Annotated in this window: 22 protein-coding genes; 14 read left to right on the top strand and 8 right to left on the bottom strand. The window is 68.6% G+C overall.

Going from position 1 to position 25,700, the window contains the following annotated elements; translation table 11 throughout:
- Positions 1-69 precede the first annotated feature (69 nt).
- From ABD225_RS08020 to ABD225_RS08000, 5 genes are all read right to left on the bottom strand, one after another.
- Positions 70-1,881, bottom strand: a complete 1,812-nt coding sequence (locus ABD225_RS08020; protein ID WP_344083283.1) for a DUF2207 domain-containing protein — start codon at positions 1,879-1,881, stop codon at positions 70-72.
- Positions 1,882-2,139: 258 nt separating this feature from the next.
- Positions 2,140-3,504, bottom strand: coding sequence for a M20/M25/M40 family metallo-hydrolase (locus tag ABD225_RS08015; protein WP_344083281.1), 1,365 nt, complete (start codon positions 3,502-3,504; stop codon positions 2,140-2,142).
- 11 nt (positions 3,505-3,515) lie between these two features.
- A complete protein-coding gene (locus tag ABD225_RS08010) occupies positions 3,516-4,661 on the bottom strand; it encodes an alpha/beta hydrolase-fold protein (protein ID WP_344083279.1) in 1,146 nt (381 codons plus the stop codon).
- Positions 4,658-5,599 carry a hypothetical protein gene (locus ABD225_RS08005; protein WP_344083277.1) on the bottom strand — a complete coding sequence of 314 codons (942 nt, stop codon included), beginning with the start codon at positions 5,597-5,599 and terminating at the stop codon, positions 4,658-4,660. Before ABD225_RS08005 ends, ABD225_RS08010 begins: the two co-directional genes overlap by 4 nt.
- A 9-nt stretch (positions 5,600-5,608) precedes the next feature.
- Positions 5,609-6,832, bottom strand: a complete 1,224-nt coding sequence (locus ABD225_RS08000) for an ATP-grasp domain-containing protein (RefSeq protein WP_344083275.1) — start codon at positions 6,830-6,832, stop codon at positions 5,609-5,611.
- A gap of 158 nt (positions 6,833-6,990) precedes the next feature.
- On the opposite strand from ABD225_RS08000, the gene ABD225_RS07995 reads away from it, so the two are divergent.
- The 3 genes from ABD225_RS07995 (at position 6,991) to ABD225_RS07985 (ending at position 12,109) form a co-directional block, all read left to right on the top strand.
- A complete protein-coding gene (locus tag ABD225_RS07995) occupies positions 6,991-10,083 on the top strand; it encodes a hypothetical protein (RefSeq protein ID WP_344083273.1) in 3,093 nt (1,030 codons plus the stop codon).
- Positions 10,084-10,151: 68 nt separating this feature from the next.
- Positions 10,152-11,054, top strand: a complete 903-nt coding sequence (locus ABD225_RS07990; protein ID WP_344083271.1) for an ABC transporter ATP-binding protein — start codon at positions 10,152-10,154, stop codon at positions 11,052-11,054.
- Positions 11,051-12,109, top strand: coding sequence for an ABC transporter permease (locus ABD225_RS07985; RefSeq protein ID WP_344083269.1), 1,059 nt, complete (start codon positions 11,051-11,053; stop codon positions 12,107-12,109). The genes ABD225_RS07990 and ABD225_RS07985 overlap by 4 nt, the downstream gene beginning before the upstream one ends.
- An 18-nt stretch (positions 12,110-12,127) precedes the next feature.
- Here the strand turns inward: ABD225_RS07985 and ABD225_RS07980 are convergent, their stop codons facing one another.
- Positions 12,128-13,138: a lactonase family protein gene (locus ABD225_RS07980; protein ID WP_344083267.1), complete on the bottom strand. Its 1,011-nt coding sequence runs from the start codon at positions 13,136-13,138 to the stop codon at positions 12,128-12,130.
- A 93-nt stretch (positions 13,139-13,231) separates the two neighbouring features.
- Between ABD225_RS07980 and ABD225_RS07975 the strand changes: the two genes are divergently transcribed.
- The 10 genes from ABD225_RS07975 to ABD225_RS07930 all read left to right on the top strand — a co-directional run bounded on the left by ABD225_RS07975 (position 13,232) and on the right by ABD225_RS07930 (position 22,838).
- Complete coding sequence (locus ABD225_RS07975; RefSeq protein ID WP_344083265.1) at positions 13,232-14,206, top strand: FHA domain-containing protein; 975 nt, start codon at positions 13,232-13,234, stop codon at positions 14,204-14,206.
- 8 nt (positions 14,207-14,214) lie between these two features.
- Positions 14,215-14,682 (top strand): FHA domain-containing protein FhaB/FipA, encoded by a 468-nt coding sequence (locus ABD225_RS07970; protein WP_344083263.1) that lies wholly within the window; start codon positions 14,215-14,217, stop codon positions 14,680-14,682.
- A gap of 2 nt (positions 14,683-14,684) precedes the next feature.
- Positions 14,685-16,076, top strand: a complete 1,392-nt coding sequence (locus tag ABD225_RS07965) for a Stp1/IreP family PP2C-type Ser/Thr phosphatase (protein ID WP_344083261.1) — start codon at positions 14,685-14,687, stop codon at positions 16,074-16,076.
- Positions 16,073-17,443 carry an FtsW/RodA/SpoVE family cell cycle protein gene (locus tag ABD225_RS07960; protein ID WP_344083259.1) on the top strand — a complete coding sequence of 457 codons (1,371 nt, stop codon included), beginning with the start codon at positions 16,073-16,075 and terminating at the stop codon, positions 17,441-17,443. The genes ABD225_RS07965 and ABD225_RS07960 overlap by 4 nt, the downstream gene beginning before the upstream one ends.
- Positions 17,440-18,897 (top strand): peptidoglycan D,D-transpeptidase FtsI family protein, encoded by a 1,458-nt coding sequence (locus ABD225_RS07955; RefSeq protein ID WP_344083257.1) that lies wholly within the window; start codon positions 17,440-17,442, stop codon positions 18,895-18,897. The genes ABD225_RS07960 and ABD225_RS07955 overlap by 4 nt, the downstream gene beginning before the upstream one ends.
- 31 nt (positions 18,898-18,928) lie before the next feature.
- Positions 18,929-20,812 carry a Stk1 family PASTA domain-containing Ser/Thr kinase gene (gene pknB / locus ABD225_RS07950; protein ID WP_344083255.1) on the top strand — a complete coding sequence of 628 codons (1,884 nt, stop codon included), beginning with the start codon at positions 18,929-18,931 and terminating at the stop codon, positions 20,810-20,812.
- A 3-nt stretch (positions 20,813-20,815) separates the two neighbouring features.
- Positions 20,816-20,971, top strand: coding sequence for a hypothetical protein (locus tag ABD225_RS07945; RefSeq protein WP_344083253.1), 156 nt, complete (start codon positions 20,816-20,818; stop codon positions 20,969-20,971).
- A gap of 58 nt (positions 20,972-21,029) precedes the next feature.
- Complete coding sequence (locus ABD225_RS07940) at positions 21,030-21,686, top strand: aminodeoxychorismate/anthranilate synthase component II (RefSeq protein ID WP_344083251.1); 657 nt, start codon at positions 21,030-21,032, stop codon at positions 21,684-21,686.
- Between the two features lie 16 nt (positions 21,687-21,702).
- Positions 21,703-22,488, top strand: coding sequence for a DUF881 domain-containing protein (locus tag ABD225_RS07935; RefSeq protein WP_344083249.1), 786 nt, complete (start codon positions 21,703-21,705; stop codon positions 22,486-22,488).
- 95 nt (positions 22,489-22,583) lie between these two features.
- Positions 22,584-22,838: a cell division protein CrgA gene (locus ABD225_RS07930; protein WP_344083247.1), complete on the top strand. Its 255-nt coding sequence runs from the start codon at positions 22,584-22,586 to the stop codon at positions 22,836-22,838.
- Between the two features lie 168 nt (positions 22,839-23,006).
- Here the strand turns inward: ABD225_RS07930 and ABD225_RS07925 are convergent, their stop codons facing one another.
- The gene (locus tag ABD225_RS07925) at positions 23,007-23,699 is read right to left on the bottom strand and encodes a rhomboid family intramembrane serine protease (RefSeq protein WP_344083245.1); all 693 of its coding nucleotides are present in this window, start codon (positions 23,697-23,699) and stop codon (positions 23,007-23,009) included.
- 204 nt (positions 23,700-23,903) lie between these two features.
- Positions 23,904-24,419 carry a peptidylprolyl isomerase gene (locus tag ABD225_RS07920; RefSeq protein ID WP_344083243.1) on the bottom strand — a complete coding sequence of 172 codons (516 nt, stop codon included), beginning with the start codon at positions 24,417-24,419 and terminating at the stop codon, positions 23,904-23,906.
- Between the two features lie 120 nt (positions 24,420-24,539).
- On the opposite strand from ABD225_RS07920, the gene ABD225_RS07915 reads away from it, so the two are divergent.
- Positions 24,540-25,514 carry a hypothetical protein gene (locus ABD225_RS07915; RefSeq protein WP_344083241.1) on the top strand — a complete coding sequence of 325 codons (975 nt, stop codon included), beginning with the start codon at positions 24,540-24,542 and terminating at the stop codon, positions 25,512-25,514.
- Positions 25,515-25,700 lie beyond the last annotated feature (186 nt).

The raw sequence follows: 25,700 nt of genomic DNA, 5'->3' as shown, positions 1-25,700 counted from the left end.
CGATCGGCGGCGAAGACGCCGCCGATCGTCGTACTGAAGAACCAGCCCGGGGACACGCGCGGCTCGGTGTCACCAGGAGCCGCCGCCACCTCCGCCCCCGCCACCGCCGGAGGAGCCAGAGCCGGAACTGCCGGACGAGGAGGAGTTGCTGACCGAGCTGGAAAGGGAGTCGCCGAAGGAGGAGCCGGTGGGGAAGGAGTCGTAGAAGGACGGCCCGGAATACCACACGGGCGTGGCCGGGATGCGGCCCTCGCGGGCGAGCTCGGCGCATACCTGCTGCCAGCGGTCGGCAAGGCCGAACATGATCGCCCACGGCAGGTAGGCGCTGAAAATGTCCTGGCCCTCCTCGAACTGCAACTGCCCCGCCTCGGCCGTGGCGATATAGCGCTTGAAGCCGACAACCTGGTCGGTCAGCGCTCGCGCCTCCGCCGTCCGATAGCCATAAGCGCGGCGGAAGGCGGCATAGAACAGACCCACCGCAATGAGCCCGCCCGGCAGGAGCCAGATCGCACCCGCCGGCGCGAACTTGATGACCATGACCAGGGTGATCGCCAGGGCCACGAAAGCGCCGAGGACGGCATACAGCCCAGAGCGCGGCGAGCCACCCTTCTCCCGAAAGTCGGTCGCCTGCTTCGAGATGTCCTTGGTCAGGGCGGACGCGGCGGCGGCGAAGCGCTTGGCGTCTTCGGTGTCCGGCTCATCGAGCACCAGGGCACCGCCGTCACCGAGAAGCGCCGTCGCGAAGGCGCGGCGATAGTCATCGGGAGCGGCCGCCAAATCGACGAGTCGCGCGGTGCGCTGCATCCCTGCGGTGGCCTTGAACTTCTTGTCGTTCTGCGGCACCGCATCGATGTGGAGCACGCCGCGATGCGCCAGCTCGGCGAGCGTCGCGGCGGCTCCCCGGGGTGCCGCGCTCGAGGACAGCAGGCGACCACCCACGGCGGGCGGCAGGTCCGGCGGGTTGAAGCGGACCGGGATGGCGTCCTCGTCGATGTCGTCGATGACCACCGGCGCATCCGGGTCGACCACGCCGGGGGGCGTCCCGGCATACCGCCGATCGCGGTTCGCCCGGGTCATCCCGACCGCGGCCAAGATCGACAGCAGGACGGCAAGAAGGCTGCCACCGATCGTCAGCGGACCGAGGTGAGCGCGGCGCAGGAAGGTGCCCGCGGGCTCGATGATCGGCTGCGCGTTGCGCACCGAGTCGGCCGGCAACTGCACCGAAATCGTCACGCCCTCACCCGCCTCGAGCCCCGTAGCGATCGCCTTGGCGCGTCCGCCGTCGATCGTGCCCTCGCACGATTGCGTCGACCCGACCGGCCCCTGGTAACAACTGACCGAGTTGGGCGCTGCTGGCCCCGTGACCTGGACCTCCACGCGATCGAGGTCGGCATCCCAGGCATTGCCCGTGGCATTCCAATAGAGCTCGGGCACGCCACCGACGGTGCGTAGCGCACCCGCGATGGTGTAACGGATCTCGTAGGTCGCGCTGGTTCCGCTGATGGTTTCGTCCGGATCGCCGACCTTCAGCTCGATCCAGTCGTGGCGAAAACCCGAGTGGTGCGTGGACTTCTCGACATCGTCGGGCGCATCGGAGGACCGCACCCGGATGTCCGAGATGTCGTAGCGCACATCCCGGTCGCTGCCGTCGCCGAAAGGCTGCCGGGTGATCAGTTCGCGATAGATCCCGTGCCGCCCACTGGAAGCGAACTCGTACTCGATGTGCTCGGTGACATCGACTCTGCCGTCTGGCCGCACGACATACTCGATCCCGAAAAGCCGGACGTGGTCCCCCACCTCCGCGCTCGCCGGCCCGGCCAGCCCGAGCGTCACGAGGACGGCGAGCAGCACGCCCACCATCCGGCCCATGCGTCCGATCACGTGATCCCCCTTGTGTAGCGGTCGGTCCACGATGTCACGGACGTCGGGGTCGCGCGGCGGGTTCCGGCCGGGCACTCAGCGCACGTTAGTCAACTGTGCATACCTTGCAAAGTGTCCACAGTTGACTAAGTCGTCCTGGGCCCTGTTGCGAAAGTCGTGGACGGGTCCCCGCGAAGTATCGGAGCTGGGTCCCACGCTCTGCGTGGGCGGGACGAGCGTGGGTCCCACGCTCTGCGTGGGCGAACTTCGTGGGGTGTCCTAGCAGAAGTTGGGCAAACCGGCCAGGAAGAGCGCCAGCGCGAGGGCCAGACGCTCGATCTCGGCGGGATCGACGGACTCGTCGGTGGCGTGGATGCGCGAGGCCGGTTCCTCGACGCCGAGCAGCATGATCTCGGCCTGCGGGAGCAGGTCCGCGAGCGCCACCGTGAGGGGGATCGACCCACCTTGACCGGTGGTCACCGGTTCCCGGCCGTATGCCGCCCGCATCGCCTCGCGCATCGCGTCATATGCCGGCCCATCCGTGACCGCCGCGAAGCCGCGTCCCAGCGTCAGCGGCTCGATCTCGACGAGGCCGTATGGCGTGTGCCGCCGCAGGTGCTCGACCAGAAGGTGTTGCGCTGCAGCGGGATCCATCGTTGCCGGCACGCGCAGGTTGACGATCGCCGACGCCTCACCCTGGACCGCGGCCGTGACGCGCGCGGTCGGCGGCGCGTCGATGGCGAGCACGGTCGCCGCCGGCCGCGCCCACAGCAGGTCGCCAATCGCGCCCTCCCCCAATGGCCCCACGCCCGGCAGAAGCGCTGCATCGCTAAGGAACCGCTGCTCGTCGTATGCCGCCCCCTCCCACACCCCACCCGCGTCGAGTCCGTCGATGGTGGTCTCCCCCGACGGCGAGCGCAGCGACGCCAACGTGGTGAGTAGAGCCTGCAGCGCGTCCGGCGCCGCGCCGCCGAACATCCCGGAGTGAGCAGCGTGGTCCATCGTCCGCACAGTGATCCGCACCGAGCCGGTGCCGCGCAGCGAGGTGGTCAGCGTCGGCAGCCCGGCCTCGATATTTCCCGTGTCGGCCATGACAATCACGTCCGCAGACACCAGATCAGGTTGTGCGGCAGCGAGTTTCGCCATCCCGCCCGTGGATTGTTCCTCGGAGCCCTCGATGACGACGGCCACCTCGACCGGCCACGACCCGCAGACCTCGCGCACCGCCGTCAACGCCAACAGCGTCGCCACGAGATTGCCCTTGCAGTCCGCCGCCCCGCGGCCGAAGAGACGACCATCCCGAGCAGTCAGCGTCCACGGATCCGACGTCCACGCCTCCACGTCGCCGACCGGCACGACATCGTGATGGGTGTAGAGCAGCACCCGCGGCGCCCCGGGGAGGGGGACCCGCCCGCATACGGCCAGCGACCCGTCGGAAGCCGGCAGCACCGCGGCCGGCACACCCGCCGCGCGCACCAGGTCGGCAACCAGCTCCGCCGCCCGCACACATTCCGCCGGATCTTCGATACGCGCGTCAAAGACCGAGCGGCACGCGACCAGGCGCGACAGGTCGGCGAGAGCGGACGGCATACCCGCTGACACGGCGGCACTGAGCCGATCCCGCACGGCCGCAAGGTCATTCACGAGCGCGGCCCCTATTCGTAGACATACTTCTGCGGTCCGGGATAGAGCCAGGTCAGCGCCGACTGCAGCCGGTCGCGCCAGTTGTCCCAGTTGTGGCCGTCGCGATTTTCCTCGTATTTCACCGTGATCCCGGCCTCCCGGAAGACCGAGACCATCGAGCGATTCGGCGTGATCAGCGGCTCGTAGATGCCGCACGACATATACATCCGGTCGGTGAAACGGGTCGGCTTCGCGCGATAGCGGTTGACGAATTTCACCACCGGATCGAAATAGGGCCCGCCGCCATGGTCCTGCCCGATGTCGGTGAAGACCAGCGAGGCCGACTGGATGAGCAGCGAGCCAAAGACACCGGGATAGCGGTAAGCCGTCGACACCGACGCGACGCCGCCGAAGCTGGAGCCCATGAGGCAGCGCGACACCGGGCTCTCCATCAGCGGATAGCGCGACTCCAGGTCGGGCAACAGCTCGCGCGCCATGAACCGGGCGTGCGGCGCATAGTTCGGATATTCGCGCAGCCGGTCGCCCGGCGGCACGAAGGCCACGATCATCGGCGCGATGTCCAAGCGGTGAATCAGGTTGTCCAGCACCGTTTTCATGGCCGCGAACTGGACATACTCCGGCCCGTCGTGCACGACGAGCAGCGGATAGCGCAGCACCCGGTTGAAGCGCGCCGGGGTGTAGATGAGCATCCCCTGATCGCGCCGCAGCGCCTTGCTCCGGATGCGATGGTCGGTCAGTTCACCCGGCCGCGCCTCCGGATCGGGCAGCGCCCAGGAGGGCACGTGATAGCCCTCGCCGGCGCACACCGAACTCGAGCCCATCGGCGAATGCGCGACGCGCGGGTTGAGTGGATCGTTGAAGCGTTCGTAGTGCTCGCCGCGGCGAGTTTCCAGTTGGTACTCCACGCGCGAGCCGGCCGGCAGGTCGCAGGTGGCCGCCCACAGATCGGTCCCGGCGAGCTGCTTCATCGGCAGCGGATCGGGCAGGCCGACGACGCGATGCCGCACGAAGACCTCGTCCGCATCCCCGCGGAACAAGAAGGTCGCGTTCTGCCCCTCGATGATCGGCGAGCGGTATTTGTCGACGAACTGGGTGACCAATTCCCCGGACAGATCGCCGCGCTCGCGCAACCGGTTGATGGCCAGTTTGCGCCTCATGCGCTCTCCTCCCCGGATCGCACGAGCCCGTCGGCGCCCACCCGACGCGCCGCGGCCGGGAGTATGCCGTCCGGTCCGATGTCCAGGACCATCCCGTCGTCGAGGAGCACGCACTCGGCCGGCTCAAAGCGCAGCGCCAGCAAACCGAGCCGGTCGACCTCGTCCATCTTCAGCCGCCGCCGGGCGTGCGGGAAGGCGACCACCTGGCGCACCCGCCCCAATCCGGTGTCAAAGAGTTCGGTCTCGCGAGCACCCTGCGGGCCATAGTCATGGAAGATCGCGATCCGTTCGGTCATCGCCATGGCGCCGGCCGACCAGGCGATGACGGGGACCTCCGGCGGCACGGTGACGGCGAACAGGCGCAGCACACTCGTCAGCGTCCGGATATTGCCACCGGGGAAAACCCATGCGACACAGTCATTTTGCAGCGTCCGGATCTCGGCCCGATGCCACGCCACGACCTCACTGGTGTTAACACCGCCCTCAACCTCCAGCTCCTGATAGAGCAGTTCCAGCTCGGCGAGATACCACTCATCGATCGCCCGCACCCCGCCCATCGCGTCCTGCAGAGCGCGGAAGGCCGCGGAGTGCCGGGCCCGCGCCGGGTGCGAGGGGATCTGCCGCTGCACGGCATACAAGCCGGTCATCGCGTGGTCGAGCCGGATCCGGTAAAGGCCCGTCAACTCATCATGGCGATCGCGGAATCGGCTTGCCGCGCGGGCGAATTCGCGATCCTTGGTCAGGACGTCGGTGAGCCGGTGATACAGGCGCAGCCCCCGCATGCGGTGATCCAAGGCGGCATCGAGTTCGGCGATATCGTCCTCGCGCTCCTCCCAGCCGGCGTTGACGACGGCGAGCGGACCGGTTGTGTCGAGGGAGCGCAAAGCGGAGGTGGCACGGACCGTAAAGCGTTGCGGCCCGAGAAGAATCGTGCGCACGAGTCCGGATCAGCCGGCATACACGTGGATCGTGCGACCCACATCGTCGAGCATCGCGCGCAGCGTGTCGTAGTCCGGATGACGCATCCGCACATAGGCATTCGCCATATAGCCGGCCTCGACGCCTTGCGTCATGTGGCCGACGTGGGGGAAGTGCGTGTCGATGATCCATTCGCCATAGCGACCGAAGATGTCATCAATGCCGGAGTATCCGCTGATGACCCCATCGCGGTCGGGCCGCAGCGCAACGATGCCCGCCGAATAGGGCCGCCCCATCGGCCGCTCAGCCGTCCCGTGCGCCTGGACGTGCGCCCACTCGCGATAGACGTCGACCTCATTGGCCGCAGAGTAGAGATCCCAGGCCCCAACTCCCGGCGGGCGTGCCCCAATCTCACTGAAGCGCAAGCCTTTTGGCCCGTAGAACCACTCCATGTGCGTCGCGGACGTGCCGATATCGAAGGCCTCGATGACCCGCTGGCCGAGCTCGGCGACCTCACCATAGAAGGACGAATCGGCCATCCGGTTCGTCGTGATGAACTGCGGGCTGATCCAGCGGGTGCGCATCGCCTCGAGCACATTGGGGTAGTAGTGCGTGGTCCAGTCGTGCACGACCTGGTTGTCGCGGCAGATCGTGTCGTAGAAGCCCTCGTGCCCCTCGACGAACTCCTCGACAGCGATCGACGTCGCCCCGTGCGCGCCGAAAAGCGTTATGGCGTGGGCGAGTTCGGTGTCATTGTCGACCCGCATGGTGTCCTGCGCCCCAGCGCCGGCGCGCGGCTTCAGGATCAGCGGATAGCCGATCTTTGCGGCGAAATCCCAGATCGCGTCGGCCGTGTCAGCGGCCGTGGAGGCCGCCGTCGGCACCCCCACCTTGCGCAGCGCCTCCTTCATCGACGGCTTGTCGCGGCACAGCCAGGTCGCGTGCACCGACGTCCCCGGAATCCCGGTCGCCTCCCGAACCTGCGCGGCCGCCATCGTGTGCGATTCGATCGTCGCCTCCAGCCGGTCCACCCACAATTTCGACTGGATGAACTTCACGGCGTCGGTCATCTCGCGCACATTCGTGACATTGGAGACCTTGTAATAACCGAGCATCGACTCGCGCACCTCGGGGTCGAGCGACCACTCATCAGACTCGCCGATGCCGATGACATTCGCCCCCACCCCGGCCAGCGCGGTGACGAAGCGGCGCTGGTTGTTCGGGAAGGCCGGTTCGACGAAGACGATATTCATGGCCCCGACCCTAGCCCCCGAGCCGTCGTATGCCGACCCGCCCGCCTCAGTGCGTCCCGAACCGAGCCCCGGCCCAGCACCTCGGCGTATCACCAGCCCGCTCACGCTCTCTATTGGCCAAAGGCCCCAAAGGGACCGGCTTGCCCTGGGAGGCAGAGATGAAGCGCGTGCCCCGCACCCCGCACGAACTCGGCATGGTCGCGCTGCTTGCTCAATTGCGGCGCAATGCTGGGCGCGGGATGGTGGTCGGCCTGTTGGCCCTGCCCCTCCTTGCGGTCCACGCACCCCGGCGTTCGGACTGGATCATCGGCGCGACCCTGGCAGTCACCGCGGCCATCCAGACCGGCCTGGCGATATACAAAGCCGCCCATATCGGCCGACTTGTGGACGCCGAACGCACCACGCCCAGCCGAGCTACTGGCCCCGTGGACGTCTTTGGCCGCGGGTTGTCCTCGGGTGCCCTGGCGGCGATTGCCCTGTCCGTCACCGGCATCGTGCTCGCCGCGTCGGGACTAGCCAATCTCTGGCCACTGCCGCGCGCCTCCAGCATCCTGGACGCCCGCCCGTGGCCGCAGGTCCTCCTCATCGGTCTGCTCCTGGCCGGCATCGGCGGCCTGGGCATCACCCTCGCGACCAGCCGCACGCTGCGGGGTCACACGGGCGCGGAGAGCGCGGACCACGACGTGAGCTTCCTGGCCACCGAGCCGGCCTCCATGCCCGCCCATCTCCCGGAGCCCACGGCCCCGTACGGCCCGTATGCCGGTCTCGCCATCGCCTGCTCGGGTGGCGGCATCCGGGCGGCGGCCTTCTGTCTCGGCGGCCTCCAGCGGCTGATGCGCGGGGGCATCTACGACAAGGCCGACCGGGTCTACGCGATCTCCGGCGGCAGCTATATCGCCACGGCGATGCATCTGGCGCGCCGCAACTCCGACCCCATCCCCGTCGGCGCGCCCGCGCCCTTCGCCCCCGACTCGCCCGAAATGGACTGGGTCCGGCGCCATTCCTCCTGGATCACACCGAACGCGACAACCCGGACCCGCGGAGTCCTCGCCCTGGCCTACGGCATCCTCACCACGCTCGCGCATGTCGCCGCCCTGATCTGGATCGTCACGGCCTATGGCATCTGGACCCTCAGCCGACTGCCCGAGCAGCGGGTGGCGAGCTTCAACCAGACCGTTGCGTCCTTCGATGTCTCCCCCACCTTGGCTGGCATTCTCGCAGGCCTCGCGGGCACGGCGTTGCTCTGGCTGGTCGTATCGAATGCGGTGCTGAAGTATCGACGCAGGCGCCTCGCCACCCTTGCCCCCACGGCCACTCTGCTCTCGCTTGCGGCGGCAATTGCCTTGACCCTCACCGTGATTCCCGCGCTCGTCGTGCTGACGCACAATGCGACGATCAGCAATCAGCCGACGGCCACCATCGCCAAGACCCTGCGCCTGACCGGCCTAGTCCCCCACGACCTCTGCCAGCAAGCCATCCGCGAGGACTTCGTTCGCGAGGCCCAGATCGCGTGGCACCGCGTCGTGAAACCCGCTGAGCAGGAATCGATTCCGTTCTCTTTCGGAGCCTGCGGCGAGAACTACGAGGACGACGCCGCGCTGTATCCCGCGATCGCGGGCGCACCGCTGGCCACGACGACCGGCAGCAAGCACCGGCCCGCGGCGAGCCTGGCAACCCCCGACCCGCCGGACTGCGGGATCGTGACCGGCCCCCTACCGCACTACTGCGATGTCAATCGAGACACCACCGGCGGCTGGGCCACCCGGCTGGCCGGACTCACCGGCGCCCTCACCGCGCTCCTCGCTCTCTGGCGCAAACGCACTCCCGCAGAAGCAAGTTCGCGCACCGACAAGCTCACCGCCTTCATCCACAAGTACATCCTCCCGTGGTCCGCCCTCGCCGTCGCCGTCGCGATCGTCGCGATCGTCGGGATGCGGATGGGCCGGACCCTGAGTGTCGAGATCGGTCGCCTGGACCAGTGGCGGACGTATGCCGTCCCCCTCGGGGTGTATGTCGTGGGTCGCCTCGTCGGCGACGCCACCATCACCTCATTGCACCCGTTCTATCGCGAGCGCCTCGCCGATGCTTTCCTCGTCCGGCGCAATGCCACCGGCGTGGTCGAGCCAATTCCGTTGTGGGACACCCCCATCGACCCTGGCCTGGATGCCGACACAAACACCGACGCCGAGGCCACCGGGCCGCAGTTGTCGATCCTGTGCGCCGCGAATGTTAGCGATCCGGACTTCATACCCACCCAACGCTCGTGCACGACCTTCCGCTTCGAGACCGGGCGGCGCACCCACGGCTCCGAGCGGCCCCGCGCCTATATCGGCGTCACGGACTCCCGACTCCCTCAGGAGGGACGCGGGGCCAATCGCCTGCGTGATGGAGCCCGGCCCATCCCGATTAGCCCCACGGCATACTCCCAAGCCGCGGACCCGGCAGGGCGCGACACCACGCTCGCGTCCGCGATGGCCGCCTCCGGCGCGGCCTTCTCGCCGATCGTCGGGCGCAAGCAGTCGCTCGTCGCGCCCTATCGCATCCTGCTCACGCTGGCCAACGGCCGGCTCGGGGTCTGGCTGCCGAACCCCTATGTCGCACTGGTGAATTCATCGAGTCCTGACGCTCACCCACCCTTGCCCACGTCCGGTTTCCTCGCCACCGCCTGGGAGCGCATCATCCACAAGCCGGGTCCCTTCCGCATCTTCAAGGAAGCCAGCGGCCTGCAGTCGATCACCGACTCGCGCATCTATATCTCCGACGGCGGCCACTTCGACAACACCGGCCTCGTCGAGGCGCTTCGTGACCGGCCTCGCCGGCTGATCCTCTTCGAAGCATCCGCCGATCCGGCCGGCAGCGCCGACGCGTTGACCGATGCGATCACGACAGCCCGGATGGACCTCGGGCTGGTCATCACCGCAGGCAAGGGCGGCGTGGGCCCGATCTGCACACCGGCTCCGACCACCGAGAATCCGCGGCCCCGCGCGGAGCGGGCGTGGGTGCACCTGCAAGCGCGCCGCGAGGGCTACCAGGACGTCTGCACGGACATCTATGTCGTCAAGAATGTGCTCTCCACGGGCGGGGACATCGAGCTCGACGCCTACCAACTCGACCACCCCGACTTCCCCGTCACCGGCACGACGAACCAGTTCTATGGCGAGTACGACTTCGAGGCCTACCGCCAACTCGGCTGGCGCAATACGCACGCCCTCCTGACCGAGGGCGTCCAGCCCGACCAGCTCACCGGCTGAGTCGGGATCGTCCGCATACCGGGATGCAGGGGTCGCGGCAGGCGGCGAGACGTGGTCTGATCACACCCATGACCAACGTCATTGAGACGCGGGGGCTGGTCAAGAGGTATGGGGACCTCACAGCCGTCGATCACGTCGATATCACTGTCCCCCAAGGAACGTTCTTCGGCCTCCTCGGGCCCAATGGCGCCGGCAAGACCACGACGCTGGAGATGATCGAAGGCATCCGCGAACCCGATGAGGGCGAAGCGCTGATCTTCGGCGAGAAGGTGTGGCCGCGCAATCGCGCCCTCCTGCCGCGCATCGGCGTCCAACTCCAGGCGTCCGCCTTTTTCGAGCGGCTCACCGTCGAGGAGCAGCTGCGCTGCTTCGCCGAGTTGTATGCCGTGCCCCTCACCCGGATCGAGGAGATGATCGGCCTCGTCGGTCTGCAAGAGAAGCGAAAGGTCCGCACCGAGGACCTGTCCGGCGGGCAGAAGCAGCGCCTGTCGATCGCCTGCTCGCTCATCCACGACCCGGAGATCGTCTTCCTCGACGAGCCGACCGCGGCGCTGGACCCGCAGGCGCGACGCAACCTCTGGGATGTCCTGCGCGCGATCAACGAGCAGGGCCGCACCGTCGTCCTCACGACGCACTACATGGACGAGGCCGAGATCCTCTGCGATCAGATCGCGATCATCGACCGGGGCCAGATCCTCACCACGGACACCCCGCGGAACCTCATCACCGGTCTGGGGGCGGCATACCGCATCCTCCTCACCGAGGGCGCCCTCAGCGAGGAGGAGGCGCAGCGGCTGCCGGGCGTCGACAGCGCGAGTCTTGAGAACGGCACCTTGGCCCTGAGCACGCACGAACCCTCGCCGGTGCTGACCGCCCTGGCCGAACGCGATGCGCTGCAGGGCCTGCAGGTCACCTCCGCCACCTTGGAGGACGTCTTCCTCACCCTGACCGGACGGGAGTACCGCGCATGAACGGCTTCACCGCGCTCGCTCGCGCCCAGTGGAAGGGCTTTTGGCGGGACAAGCAAAACTGGTTCTGGCTGATGGCCTTCCCGCTGATGTTCCTCGTGCTTTTTGGCTTCCTCTTTCGCGATGCCGGGTCCAGCAAGAACACGCTGACCCAGGTCGGCTCGGTCGCGATCATCGACCAACTTCCCCCCGAGGCGAAGACCCAATTCGACAACCTCTTCGAGGTCACCAAGACCACCGATGCCGCCGCGGCGCTGGCGGAGGTCCGCAAGGGCGATGTCGATGCCGCCGTCGAGCAGCGCGGCAATGACCTGATCGTGCATTACAGCCAGGCCGACCAGGTCGCGGCCGCCACCGTCCGCGGCACGCTCGGCGCCTTCGTCGACGGCGCCAATGTGGCGGTCTCCGGCAAGCCGCCGACCTTCACCCTGACCGCCACGGCGGTCGAGGACGACTCGCTCAAACCGATCCAGTTCATCGCGCCCGGTCTGCTCGGCTGGGCGGTGGCGATGGGGGCGACCTTCAATGCGGCCATGCCCTTCGTCACCTGGCGCACGAACAAGCTGCTGCGCCGGATCCGCCTGACCCCGGTGCGCACCGAAGCCCTCGTCGCCTCGCGGCTGCTCGTCTCGGTCGCCGTGGCGCTGGTGCAGATGGTGGTCTTCCTGGCCGTCGGGGTCGGGCTGTTCGACCTGAAGCTCAGTGGGTCGTGGTGGATGGCGATTCCGTTATTACTGTGCGCGACGCTGGCGTTCATGGCGATCGGCCTGATCGCCGGCGCGATCTCGAAGACCGCCGAAGCCGCCTCGGGCATCGTCAACGTCATCATCTTGCCGATGGCCTTCCTGTCCGGCTCCTTCATCCCGCTGGACCAGGCGCCGAGTTGGCTGCAAACGATCTCGAAGTTCCTGCCTCTCGGTCAGCTCAATGAGGGCCTGCTCGACACGATGGTGCGCGGCGAGGGACCAGGATCGGCGCTGCTGCCGATGGCGGTCCTGCTCGGATTCGCCGTGGTTTTCGGCCTGATCGCTGCGCGGCTCTTCCGGTGGGAGGACTGAGGCCGTCGCGGGTCGGGGTCAGGTCAGGATGCGCACCCAGTTCGCCGCAGCGCCGATCGGGGCGCGGTCGAGCAGGGTGAGCGAGCCGTCCGCCTCGACCCGCGAGAGGGCGGCGTGGGTGGAGCGCTCGCCGACGGCGACGGCATACTCCCCATCCGCGGTCACCGCGAAGCCCCGCGGCTGCGCCTCGGTGGGTGTGTATGCCGTGGGCTCGCCCAGCGTGCCCCCCTCGCCGAGCGCCGTGCTCGTGATGATCGAACTGGACCGCTCGGAGCTGAGCAGCCACGGGCCGGCCCGGTGCACATCGGCTCCCCAGATCAGCGGCTCGGTCTTCGGGTCCAGGCCGTAGGCACTCGGCGCGAGGCCCGAGTCGGGGACCACGACGTCGACCGCCTCGGCGCGCGTGAGCGGGCCGTCGGCCGAGCGGGCATAGCGGATCACCTCGCCGCTGAACTCCGTCACGAGATAGGCGTTCGCGCCGTCCAGGATGAGGTGCCGAGGACCGGACCCGCGCGGCGCCTCGGCGACCAGCGGCTCCATCGGCGCGAGCACGCCATCGGCGGAGAGGGTGAACTGGGCGATCAGGTCCTCGCCGAGGGAGACGGCATACACACAGGTGCCGTCGACGACGATGCAGTGCAGATTGCGATAGGAGAACTCGCCCACGGGCTCGCCGATCACCCCGTCAGTGACCGGCCAGACCCAGGCGTGCCCCACGGCATACGAGACCCCGAGCAGGAACCGGCCCTCGTGCGCGAGAGAGAGATAGGTCAGCGAGCCGCCGGCCGGGCGGCGGCGCACCTCGGTGAGCTCGCCGCTCGCACGGTCCAGCCGCAGGGTCGCGATGCCCGCGGGATCGCCCTTGTACGCGGCATACACCAGCCCCGTCGCTTGGTCGACGGCGAAGGTGCCGCAGCCGGGCAACTGACCGGACGTGGCCAGCGGGACCAGGCGGCCCTGCGCCCGGTCCAGGGAAAGGGCGCTGATCGTGCCATCGCCGGCGTTCGCCGTCAGGACCAGTTCGTTCATGCCCCCACCCTAGGAAGAAGGGCCGACAGACGGAATGGAACGGGCCGTCAGTCCGGGCCGTTACGATCGTCACCGGAGTGGAAGGAGGTGCCCGTGGGGCGACTGCAACGGATCGAAGGCAAGCTGGAGCGCGCGATCAACGGGGTCTTCGCCAAGGCCTTCCGCGCCGAGGTGCAGCCGGTCGAGATCGCCAGCGCGGTGCGGCGGGCCATGGACGATGGCGCGACCTCGCTGGCCAAGGGCCGCACCTTTGTGCCGACCCGCTATCTCGTCGACCTCTCCGAAACCGACTATGACCGGCTGACGGCCTATGAGGATGACCTGCGCGACGAATTGCTGGCCGCCGCCGAGGAGCACGCCGAGAGCCAGCGCTATCAAGCCAAGGCCGACTTCGGTCTGCGCTTCCGCAAAGACACCGGCCTCGAAACCGGGCTCTTCCGGATCACCGCCGAGGACCAGCCGCAGCACGCCCACCGAGACGGCCAGGTCGGCGAGCGCTCAACCCGCCGCCCGCGGCCGGAGCGCCACGACGAGCAGCGGGACGAGGCGCGGGGCGAGCGGCGTTCGGTGGTCCCAGAGCCTGAGCAGGCGCCACTAGCGCCCGTTCCGGCGCGCGCCGCACGGCCGGCCGAGTCGCCCTGGAGCGATGGCACCCACGAGCCGGATTTTGAGTATGACGCCCGCACCGCCCGCCAGGGCGGCGACCCGTTGGAGACGATCACCTCCCGCGAGCCGGCGGCGCCGGCCACCCCGCCGCGCCCCCTGCAGGCCGCCGACCGGCCATGGCTGGAAATCGACGGCGATCGCTATCCGTTGATCGGGCCGGTGACCGTGCTCGGCCGGGACACCGACGCCAATATCGTGCTCGCGGATGCCAATATCTCGCGGCGACACTGCGAGGTCCGGGTCACCTCCGACGGCCCGCACCTGATCGCCCGGGTCAAGGATCTCGACTCGACCAATGGCACCTGGGTCAATGGCGAGCGCACGCGCTCGATGCGCCTCAGCCCTGGCGACCGGATCACGATCGGCCAAACGAGCCTGATCTATCGCGCCGGACGGCGGTGACCTGACGCGTGAGCGAACTGACCCTCACCGTCTTGCGCTTCAGCTTGCTGATCCTGCTGTGGCTCTTCGTGTTCAGCCTGGCGGCGGTGCTGCGCGGCGACCTCTTCGGCACCCGCGTCGTCAACCGGGTCAGCGCCTCCGGTGGCGGCCGACCGGCGCCCACGCCGCGAGACCGCCGCGCGCCAGCCGTCGACAATCTCGTGGTGACCTCCGGGCCGCTGGCGGGGACCCGCATACCCCTGGGCAGCACCGACATCCTCATCGGCCGCAATCCGGGGTGCCATCTCGTGCTCGATGACGACTTCTCGTCGGGCCAGCACGCGCGCATCTTCCCCGCAGCCAACGGCTGGGGCGTTGAGGATCTCGGCTCGACCAATGGCACCTTCGTCAACGGCCAGCGCATCGACGAGGCCGTCCAGTTCGAGCCCGGCAGCCAAGTGCGCGTCGGCCGCACCACGATCGAGCTGCAGAAGTAGCCGTGCCTTTCGCCCTGAACTATGCCGCCCGGTCCGATGTCGGACTGGTGCGTTCGGAGAACCAGGACTCGGCCTATGCCGGGCAGCACCTCCTGGTCGTCGCCGACGGCATGGGCGGGCACGCGGGCGGGGATATCGCGTCCTCGACCGCCATCGGCTATCTCGTCGAATTGGACGAGGAATCGCTGAACAGCAACGAGACCGGCGACGAGCTCGCCCGCGCGATCGCGAAGGCCAATGCCGAATTGCAGCGGATCGCCACCGCGCGTCCGGAACTGCAAGGCATGGGCACGACCGTCACGGCGCTGCTGCGCTCGCGGCATACCCTCGTCGTCGCGCACATCGGCGACTCGCGCGCCTATCTGCTGCGCGGCGGCGAGCTCGCGCAGATCACCACCGATCACACCTTCGTCCAGACGCTCGTGGACTCCGGCCGGATCAGCGCCGATGAGGCCGCCAGCCACCCGCAGCGCTCGCTCGTGACCCGGGTCCTGACCGGCAATCCGAGCGACCGGCCGGATCTCGGCGCCCGCGAGGGGCGAATCGGCGACCGTTATCTCTTGTGTTCCGACGGCCTGTCCGGCTTCGTCGCGCACGACACGATCGCCGAGATCCTCGCCGCTGGCGCAGCGCCGGCTGAGACCGCCGACCGGCTCGTCGAGCTCGCCTTGCGCGCGGGCGCTCCCGACAATGTGACGGTCATCGTCGCGGACATCGTCGACCTCACCACCGGTGTGCTCCCGCCGGTGAGCCCCCAGATCGTCGGCGCCGCGACCCAGAGCCCGGCGGGCACCCGCGCCCTGCGGGAGACCCCGGCCGCGAAGGCCGCCGCGCTGCGCCCGACGCTCGGCCTGGACGAGGAGAGCGAGTCCGTCGAACGCCTCGCCTTGGCCGAGGAAGAAACCAGTTCGCGGACCCGGCGGGCCATCAAATGGCTCGGGGCTCTCGCGGCGGCGGCCATCCTCATCGCCGGCGGAGCAGCCGCGCTCTATGCCTGGTCGCAGAAGCAGTTCTTCGTGGGCAATGCCGGAGGGAAGGTCGCGGTCTTCCAGGGCGTGACCAGCGATCTCGGGCCGATCTCGTTGTCCACGCCGATCGAGACCACCGATATCTCCGTCAGTGACCTGCCGGACTTCTGGCGCCAACAGGTCGAGGACTCGATCACCGCCAAGGACCGCGCCGACGCGGACAGCCGCATTGTGACCATCCGCGCCGAGGCGATCGCCTGCGTCCAGGCCCGCAGCCGGGGCGCCGAGTGCGGGGCGACGAGCGACTCAACCAGTTCGACCTCCACCAGCACCTCGCCCAGCAGCACCTCGCCGAGCAGCAGTCCGTCCAGCAACCCCTCGAGCCTGAGCGTCACGTCCACGCCGTCGGGGACGAGCCGCTCATGAGCATCGTCACCTCCTGGCGCCCGCGCCGCGGCCGCAATGTCGAATTGCTGCTGCTGATCTTCGCCGTCGCCATTGTCGTGCTCGCCTATGTCTCGGTCGAAGGCGCCACCCACGGCACCATCCCGGCCAATCTCGCGACCATGGCCGGTGGCTTGCTGGCCATCGCCGTCGCCTTCCACCTGGTTTTGCGCTTCACCGCCTCGTATGCCGATCCGCTGCTCCTGCCGATCGCCACCCTGCTCAACGGGCTCGGTCTGGTGATGATCCACCGGCTCGATATCGCCGAGGGCCGATCGATCACCGGCGGGATGGCGCTGCGGCAACTGACGTGGAGCGCGCTCGCGGTCGGCATTGCCATCGCCGGCCTGCTGTGGCTGAGGGACCATCGCACGCTGCGGAAGTACACCTTCCTCGCTGGCGCTTGCGGTGTTGCCCTGCTGCTGCTGCCGCTGCTGCCCTTCGTCGGCCGCGAGGTCAATGGCGCCCGCATCTGGATCGGCATCGGCCCCTTCACCTTCCAGCCGGGCGAGATCGCCAAGATCGCCCTCGCGATCTTCTTCGCCGGCTATCTCGTGCGCACCCGCGATGTCCTCTCGATCGCCGGCCCGAAGTTCCTGGGTATGCAGCTGCCCCGCGGCCGCGACCTCGGCCCGATCCTCGTGATGTGGCTGCTCAGCTTGGCCGTGCTGTTCTTCCAAAAGGATCTCGGCAGCGCCCTGCTCTTCTTCGGCCTCTTCGTGGCCATGTTGTATGTCGCCACCGAGCGGATCGGGTGGATCACCATTGGACTGCTGCTCGCCGGTGGCGGCGCGGTCATCGCGTGGATGCTCTTCGGGCACGTGCAGACCCGGGTGCTGTTGTGGCTGCATACCTGGACCCCGGAGGCCTTGGCCGCCTCCGACCAGCTCGCCAAAGGCCTGATGGGGATGGCCGCCGGCGGGCTCTTCGGCACCGGCCTAGGCCGCGGTCGCCCGGATATCACCTATTTCGCGGAGTCCGACTTCATCGTCTCCAGCTTCGGCGAGGAACTCGGGATGACCGGGCTGTTCGCCATCCTCATGCTCTACATCCTGCTCGTCGAGCGGGGCCTGCGGATCGCGATCGGGGTGCGGGACGGCTTCGGCAAATTGCTCGCCGCCGGGCTGGCCTTCTCGGTCGCGCTGCAGGTCTTCGTCGTCGTCGGCGGCGTCACCCGGGTCATCCCGCTGACCGGTCTGACGATGCCTTTCCTGTCCTCCGGCGGCTCCAGCCTGCTCGCGAACTGGACCCTCGTCGCGCTGCTCCTGCGGATCAGTGACCAGGCACGCCAGCCGCTGACCGATATGGCCGCGACGGGCCCGATCCCCACGGTCGGAGCGCGCCGATGAACGCCCCGATCCGCCGCCTCTCAGTCCTCGCGACGATGCTCTTCGCGATGCTCCTGCTGTCCACGACCTGGATCCAGTTCGCAAAAGCCCGCGAAATCAACGCCAAGCCCGACAACCGGCGCACGCTGCTCGCGTCATACAACCGGGAGCGAGGCTCGATCATCGTCGCCGGCGAGGCGATCGCCCGATCGTCGGCGAGCACCGACGAGCTGAAGTGGGAGCGCAGCTATCCCCTCGGGGAGCTCTATGCCCATGTCACCGGCTACTACTCCTTTATCTATGGCGCCGGCGGCGGCATCGAGGGCGCCGACGACGATCTGCTCTCCGGCCGCTCCGACAAGCTCTTCTATCGCCGGGTCTCCGATCTGCTCACCGGCAAGGCACCGGTCGGCGCGAGCCTGGAGCTGACGATCAATCCGGCCGCCCAGCAGGCCGCCGACAAGGCGCTCGGCGACCAGCGGGGCGCGGTCGTGGCCTTGGATCCCAAGACCGGCGCGATCCTCGCGATGGTCAGCCACCCGTCATACGACCCAGCACTGCTCGCCTCCCACAACCTGGGCGCGGTAGAGAAGAACTGGCTGCGGTTGCTCAAAGACGAGGGCAACCCGATGATCAATCGCGCCATCGCGGGCAACCTCTATCCGCCCGGCTCGACCTTCAAGCTCGTGACCGCCGCGGCGGCCCTGGAGAGCGGCGACTACACCCAGGATTCGCGCATCCCCGGCCCAGCCGCCCTCACGCTGCCCGGCGTCGAGAAGCCGCTGCCCAATCACGACGGTCAGGCGTGCGGGGCGAATGACGAAACGACGCTCCTGCACGCGCTGGAGATCTCGTGCAATACCGCCTTCGCGGCGCTCGGGATGAAGCTCGGCCCGGACGCGCTGCAGGAGCAGGCGGCCAAGTTCGGCTTCGGCAAGGTCCTGAATGTGCCCATGCGGGTGACGGCGAGCAGCGTGCCCACGGGCATGAACGAGCCGAATACCGCGCAGGCCGCGATCGGGCAGTATGACGTGCGCACCACCCCCCTGCAGATGGCCATGGTCGCGGCGGCGATCGGCAATGGCGGCGAGGTGATGTCGCCTTATCTCGTGCGCCGGGTGCTCGGTTCCCAGCTGCAGACCATCGACGAGGCCTCGCCGAAGAGCCTTGGCGAGGCGGTGTCGACAAGCACGGCCCGCCAGTTGACGACCATGATGGAGGCGGTGGTCAGTCAGGGGACCGGCCGCGCGGCGCAGATCGGAGGAGTGCAGGTGGCCGGCAAGACCGGGACGGCGCAGCACAAGGTGGGGGCGGCCCCGCACGCCTGGTTCGTCTCGTTCGCCCCCGCGTCCGACCCGAAGGTCGCCGTCGCCGTCGTCGTCGAGGACGGCGGCTCGGCGGGCAGTGAAGCCGCCGGTGGTTCGGTCGCCGGACCCATCGCCAAGGCCGTGATGGAAGCGGTGATTTCGTCATGATCCACTCCCCAACCTCCCGCAAGGAGGCGCCATGACCACCCCCGTGCCCACCCTCTTGGGGGGCCGCTATGAAGTCGGTGACCTCATCGCCCGCGGTGGGATGGCCGAGGTCCACCACGGCTATGACACCCGCCTCGGACGCAGCGTCGCGATCAAGATCCTGCGCAGCGACCACGTCCGCGACGCCCACTTCCTGGGCCGCTTCCGCCGCGAAGCTCAGTCCGTCGCCGGGCTGAACCACCGCAATATCGTCGCGGTCTACGACTCCGGCGAGGATCAGCAGACGGAGATCGGCGGGGCGAAGATTCCGGTCCCGTGGATCGTCATGGAGTATGTCGACGGCTTCACCCTGCGCGAACTGCTCACCTCCAATGGCCCGCTCCCGGCGCAAGAGGCGGCCCGGATCACCGAGAGCGTCCTCGACGCGCTGGCATACAGCCACGACATGGGGATGGTGCACCGCGACATCAAGCCGGCCAATGTCATGGTCGCGCGCGATGGCACGGTCAAGGTCATGGACTTCGGCATCGCCCGGGCGGTCGCCGACACGCAGGCGACGATGACCCAGACCTCCTCGGTCATGGGCACGGCGCAATACATCTCCCCGGAGCAGGCCGAGGGCCTGGTCGTCGACTCGCGCTCCGACCTCTATTCGACCGGCTGCCTGCTCTTCGAATTGCTCACCGGCCGCACGCCCTTCGTCGGCGAGCCGGTCTCGCTGACCTATCAGCACGTCAGCAAGCCGCCGCCGCTGCCGTCGCAGTTCAACGGCGCGGTGCCGGAGGCGCTGGATGCCGCCGTCGCGCTCGCCCTGGTCAAGGACCGCGACCGGCGTTACCAAGTCGCCGAGGACTTCCGCGACGACCTGCGCAGCTTCCGCCTCGGGCGCCCGGTCAGCTCCGCCGCATACGCCGCCTTGCGCGCCGACGCCCCGACTGCGGTTGTCGCGCCGGCCACCGAGGTGCCCTCCGCGCGGCCGGTGGCCGACGCCCCGCCGCCGGTGTATGCCGATCCACCCCGCCGCGGGATGGGCGCGCTCGCGATTGTGTCGCTGCTGCTCATCGCCGTCGGCGTGCTGGGTTTCGCGGTGAAGACCTATCTGGATGCCCAGCCGAAATACCTCACGGTGCCGGCGGTCGTGAACAAGAGCGTGGAGACGGCAACAGCGGAACTGAAATCGGCTGGCTTCGATGTCTCGACGGTTTATCGACCCTCTCGCGAGGTGACCAAGGACAAGGTCATCGAGCAGGATCCGCGCGGCGGCACCGAACGGGTGGCCGGCACCCAAGTCAATATCGTCGTCTCCGGTGGCCCGGCGAGCACCCGCGTGCCCTCGGTGACCGGGAAATCGCTGGATGAGGCCAAGGAGTTGATCACCCAGGCCGGCCTCGACGTCGGCAATGTCACGACGATCGATGCGCCCGGACGAGCAAAGGATGTCGTGGTCAAAACGACCCCCTCGGCATATGCCGATGCCGCCGAGGGCGATGTCGTCGACCTAACGATCGCGTCCGGCCAGGTGTCACTGCCTGATCTGAAGGGCAAGACCCAGGACGAGGCGCGCAATGCGCTGGCCACACTCCGATTGCCGGTCAAGACCGAGACCCGCGAAAGCGATCAGCGCGAGAACACCGTGCTCGAGACGGATCCGCTGCCCGGCAAGGTCGATGTCGGCACGACCGTGACGCTGGTGCTGGCCAAGCCGCGGGCCGTGACCTCGACGACCACGGTCACGACGACAACCGAGCCGAGCAGCACCTCGACGAGCCCCTCGACGTCGACCTCACCCGACACGATCGAGACGCCCCCGACCACGCAGACCTCGGGCGGCAATCGCACGCCGGAAACGCCGCCGCCGGCCCGCGAGTCGTCCGCGACCAGCACAAATCCGCCGACCGAGCTGCCGAGGCCCTGACCGGTGACCTGGACGCTGACGGTGGTCACCCCGATCATGGCGGGCCAGAGCGCGACGATCACGCTGACCTACGATCCTGGCTACGGCAACAACTTCTCGCTCAGCGGCACAACCCCCGCCGGCTGCACCTTCAGCGGCATCTGTTGCGGCGGGGAGTAGTCCACCCCGGTCCTGGCGTCGCATCAGCTGCTCGCCGACGCTGACCTACCATCAAGTCGTGGCCCGGATCCTGATCGTCGACAATTACGACAGCTTCGTTTTCACGATTGTCGGCTATCTGCAGCAGTTGGGTGCCGACACCACGGTCGTGCGCAATGATGCGATCGCACCGGCCGATGGCGCGGATTTCGACGGCGTCTTGATCTCCCCCGGGCCGGGGACGCCCGAGGAGGCTGGGGTGTCGATGGCGATGATCGAGGCCTGCGGTGAGCGCGCGCAGCCGATGCTCGGGGTGTGTCTAGGCCACCAGGCTCTCGGCGTCGTGGCGGGGGCCACGGTCGGGCGGGCGCCGGAGTTGCTGCACGGCAAGACCTCGCAGGTGCTGCACGACGGCACCGGCGTCCTCGACGGCTTGCCGCAACCCTTCACGGCGACCCGCTATCACTCGCTGACGATCGACCCGCCGACCCTGCCCGACGCACTCATCGCGAACGGGCATACCTCCTCCGGCATCATCATGGCCGTTCGGCACCGCGACCTGCCGCTGCACGGCGTCCAGTTCCACCCCGAGAGCGTGCTCACCCAGGGTGGGCACCGCCTGCTGGCCAATTGGCTGGCCGTATGCGGTGACCCCGCGGCCGTGGATGCCGCCGAGGGACTCAGCCCATTGGTGCGCGACGGAGCGGGGATCGCCCGGATCGTCGCGGCAGGCTAGCGGGACGGCATACGTCATGAGCCAGCAGGAGCAGGCGACGGATGCGCCGGGGGTGAAGGGCCCGCGCTGGCTGATGCTGACCCGGGCCCCGAGTCGTTGGTCGCTGCTCGTTCCGGTCGTCGGCGTGCTTGCCGGGGTGCTTTTCACTAGTTCCAGCCAGGCGTCGCGCGGCACCGACCTGCGCTCCGAGGTGCAGGGTCTGCCCCAATTGATCATGGCCCGGCAGCACGCGAATGCTGATCGCGGCCGGCAACTGGCCGCCGTGCAGGCCGAGATCGACCGGCTCAGCGAGGCCGCGGCGCCCGGCAGTTCCCGGTTGAAAACGCTCGGCGAGCGGGCCGACGCCCTCGCGCCCGTGGCCGGCACAGTCCCGGTGCACGGCGAGACTCTCACCGTTGCCCTCAATGATTCGCCGATGCCCGTCGATCAACTCCCGGAATGGGCGACGGTCGACGACATCGTGGTGCACCAGCAGGATGTGCAAGCGGTGGTCAACGCCCTGTGGCGTGGCGGCGCCGAGGCGATGACGATCATGGACCAGCGCGTCATCGCCACGAGCGCGGTCCGGTGCGTCGGGAACACGCTGATCCTGCAGGGCCGGGTCTATAGCCCGCCCTTTGTTATCAGCGCCATCGGGGATCCCGACGCGCTCGAGGCGGCCCTGGCCGCCGACCCGACGATCACCCGCTATCAGGAGTATGTCGCCGCGCTCGGCCTCGGGTATGCCGTCGAGCGCACGGGGGTCAAGACCTTCCCCGCCTTCACCGGCCCGCTCGCCCGGACCGCCGCCAAGGCTGCCTGAGCCGTCCCCGGCTGGCGGCGTGGGTGTCGGGGCGGCGCGTCGGCTCGATTACCCTTGGTGCCAGTTCGAGCAGACCACTTTGGGAGTGATCACCCGTGCCGGAGTCCAAGGGCCGCGACCAGGCCGCATACGTCCCGCCGCCGCAGAAGCGGGCGCAGAAGGTCAAGACCGGCAATGCCGCGTGGTTCACCCCCGTCATGCTCGGTTTGATGATCGTTGGCCTGCTGTGGGTGGTCACGTTCTACATCACGCGGCAGCAATATCCCGTGCCCTCACTCGGGCAGTGGAATCTCGGCATCGGCTTCGCGCTCATCCTCGCCGGCTTCGCGATGACGACGCGCTGGAAGTAGCCAGCGCACCATCGACGACGCGGCCGAAGGGTATGCCGAGGCGCCCTCTCGTCCTCCCGCCTCCCCGACCCGTTAACCGCCGGTAATCACACGGCTGTCATTCATCAACAGCTGGGGAAAACCCCGTGGATAACCCACTTCGGGGGATAACTCTGTGGATAACTTGCGTCAGCCGAGGAAATAGCGCGCGGCGCCGAGGGCGGCCAGCCCGGCGGTGACCGCAGCCGATCCGGCATACGCCGCCGCGGCATTGCCGCGGACCTTGGCGAAGAGCGCGGCCAGAACCAAGCCGGTCACGAAGCCGCCAATATGCGCCTGCCAGGCAATCGTGTTCGGGTAAAGAATCGGCAGTGCAGCGTTCAAGGCGAGCGTCACGGCGATGCCGCCAGTGCTGCGACCCAAGGCTCGGTTGAGCACGATGAGAGCGGCGAAGAGGCCGAAGATCGCGCCGGAAGCACCGACGACGGCGCCCATGGAGTTCACGGGGTTGACCAGGACGAAGGCAACGCTCCCGCCGAGCGCGCTGATCAGATAGAGCAGCAGGAAGCGAGCGCGGCCGAGCAGCCCTTCGAGATAGGGCCCGAGCATCCACAAGGCGAGCATGTTGAAGCCGATGTGGATCAGCGGCCCGTGCAGAAAGGCTGAGGTCAGGAAGCGCCACGGCTCGTGCCAGCCGATGCCCGGCGCGAGGGCGAAGCGCTGGAAAATCTCCGTGCCCATCGAGGACCGTTGCAAGAGCCAGATGAGCACGCACGACACCAGCAGAGTCAGCGTGACAACGGGCGTCTGGCCGCCCTGGCGACCACCAAGGACAGTGCGCGTCGTCGGATGCTCACGCGCCGACTGTGCAACGCACGACACACACTGGATCCCGACCGCGGCCGGACGTTGGCACTCCGGGCAAGTCGGATTGCCGCACCGCTGACAGCGCACATAGGCCACGCGGTCGGGATGGCGCGGGCAGACGGGCAAGGCCGCGGGGGCACCGGATCCGGCATACGGCTCGGTCATCCGGCGCCCCCGGGGCGCGCTGTGTCTCTCACGCAGCGAAGAACGGTCGAGAACTCAGGAGAGTTCGACCGACTCGATGACGACGGGCTCGATCGGGCGGTCGCCGGGCGCGGTGCGGACCGCGGCGATCGCGTCGACGACCTGCTTGCTGGTCTCGTCGGTGACCTCACCGAAGATCGTGTGCTTGCCATTGAGCCACGGGGTCGGCTCGACCGTGATGAAGAACTGCGAGCCATTGGTGCCGCGGCCCATGCGCTTGCCGGCGTTGGCCATGGCGAGCAGGTAGGGACGGTCGAAGGCGAGTTCGGGGTGAATCTCGTCGTCGAAGGTGTAGCCCGGGCCGCCGATGCCCTGGCCGAGCGGGCAGCCGCCCTGAATCATGAAGCCGGGGATGACGCGGTGGAAGCCGAGGCCGTCATAGAACTTCGCGGGGCTCTTGCGGCCAGCGTCGTCGGTGTAGTCCTTCTCGCCCGAGGCGAGGCCGGTGAAATTGGCGACGGTCTTGGGGGCGTGGTTCTCGAGCAGGTTGATCTCGATGTCGCCCAGGTTCGTGTGCAGGATGGCCTTCATGGCGTCCAGTCTGTCACGGGCCGGCAGATCACTTCTTCGACCGACCCCTAGACGCGGCCCCGCGGCCCAAGACAAGGCAGGATGGGCTCAGTAGACATCACGTCCCACCGAGGAGGACCCATGTTGTGCAATCCGCCATCGAAGGCTGACAAGGCCAAGGCCGCTGTCGCCGATGCCATGAGTGCCGCTGCCGACCGCGCCGCCGAGGCACGCGCCGAGGCCGCGTCGGTTTCGGCCGCAGGCGCCGGATCTGTGGTCGACCACTCCGCCGACGCGCGGGCTGCGGCCGCCGCGCGCGCCGCCGACCTGCGCGAGCGCGCAGGTGCCCAGGCGGCATACCTCATGGACACGGCCAAGCCCGCCGTGGACCGCGCCCGCGAGCGCGCCCAGCACGGGTATGACGCGGCCGCCCCCCACGTCGAAAGTGCCCGCAGCACTCTGGTCGACGAGGTGCTGCCGAAGGTCGCCGGGGCGCTTGCCTCGGTCGCCGCCGGTGCGCTCGCCGCCAAGGACAGCGCCGCCGAGACCGCGCAGCGGGCCCCCGAGGCGTATGCCGTCCTCAAGGGCGACGCGCGCGCCAAGCGCAAGCGCTCGTTCGCCCCGTGGCTGCTGCTCGCCGGCCTGGCCGGTGGCGCGGCCTATGTCCTCTCCCGCCGCAAGAGCCCGGCGGCGGACCCGTGGGCCGTGCCCGCGGGTGACCCGTATGCCGCCCGCTCCCCCCTCGCCGACACCGGCTCCGGGGAGAGCCTGAAGGACAAGGCCGCCTCGGTCGCCGCGGCGGCCAAGGACAAGGCCGCCGAGGTCAAGGAGGCCGCGGCCGATAAGGCAGCCGACCTGAAGGACAAGGCGGCGGAGGCCAAGGACGCCGTCACCGACAAGGCCGCGGACATCAAGGAGACAGCCTCGGACAAGGCTGACGACCTCAAGGACCAGGCCGGGGACCGTGCCGACGACCTCGCAGATGCCGTCGATGAGGCTCGGCAGGACGCCGAGGGTCAGGTCTCGGAGGCCGCCGATGCCGCGACCGACGCGCTCGACGACGCGGCCGACCGGGTCGAGGGTGCCGCACAGGACGCGCAGGACAAGCTGGACTGATCCGCATACTCGCGGGCACATGGAGGCGCCGACCCTGCCCGGGTCGGCGCCTCTGGCGTGTCTCGGGCCGCGAGCGGAGCGGGGTTTCTGAGCGGGAGCGCGGTTTCTGCCGAGCGGAGCGGGGTTTCTGAGTGGGAGCGGGGATATAGCCCCGCTCCCGCTCACAAAGCCCGCTCGGCTTGGGGG

Source organism: Nostocoides veronense (assembly GCF_039531185.1).
GTDB classification, from domain to species: domain Bacteria; phylum Actinomycetota; class Actinomycetes; order Actinomycetales; family Dermatophilaceae; genus Nostocoides_A; species Nostocoides_A veronense.
This window is presented reverse-complemented; position numbering and strand designations above follow the sequence as displayed.

Coding starts and splice junctions, on each gene's coding strand:
- ABD225_RS08010 (WP_344083279.1), bottom strand. CDS start 4,661: ATGAGGCGCAAACTGGCCATCAACCGGTTGCGCGAGCGCGGCGATCTG.
- ABD225_RS08000 (WP_344083275.1), bottom strand. CDS start 6,832: ATGAATATCGTCTTCGTCGAACCGGCCTTCCCGAACAACCAGCGCCGC.
- ABD225_RS07995 (WP_344083273.1), top strand. CDS start 6,991: ATGAAGCGCGTGCCCCGCACCCCGCACGAACTCGGCATGGTCGCGCTG.
- ABD225_RS07990 (WP_344083271.1), top strand. CDS start 10,152: ATGACCAACGTCATTGAGACGCGGGGGCTGGTCAAGAGGTATGGGGAC.
- ABD225_RS07985 (WP_344083269.1), top strand. CDS start 11,051: ATGAACGGCTTCACCGCGCTCGCTCGCGCCCAGTGGAAGGGCTTTTGG.
- ABD225_RS07980 (WP_344083267.1), bottom strand. CDS start 13,138: ATGAACGAACTGGTCCTGACGGCGAACGCCGGCGATGGCACGATCAGC.
- ABD225_RS07960 (WP_344083259.1), top strand. CDS start 16,073: ATGAGCATCGTCACCTCCTGGCGCCCGCGCCGCGGCCGCAATGTCGAA.
- ABD225_RS07955 (WP_344083257.1), top strand. CDS start 17,440: ATGAACGCCCCGATCCGCCGCCTCTCAGTCCTCGCGACGATGCTCTTC.
- pknB (WP_344083255.1), top strand. CDS start 18,929: ATGACCACCCCCGTGCCCACCCTCTTGGGGGGCCGCTATGAAGTCGGT.
- ABD225_RS07935 (WP_344083249.1), top strand. CDS start 21,703: ATGAGCCAGCAGGAGCAGGCGACGGATGCGCCGGGGGTGAAGGGCCCG.
- ABD225_RS07920 (WP_344083243.1), bottom strand. CDS start 24,419: ATGAAGGCCATCCTGCACACGAACCTGGGCGACATCGAGATCAACCTG.
- ABD225_RS07915 (WP_344083241.1), top strand. CDS start 24,540: ATGTTGTGCAATCCGCCATCGAAGGCTGACAAGGCCAAGGCCGCTGTC.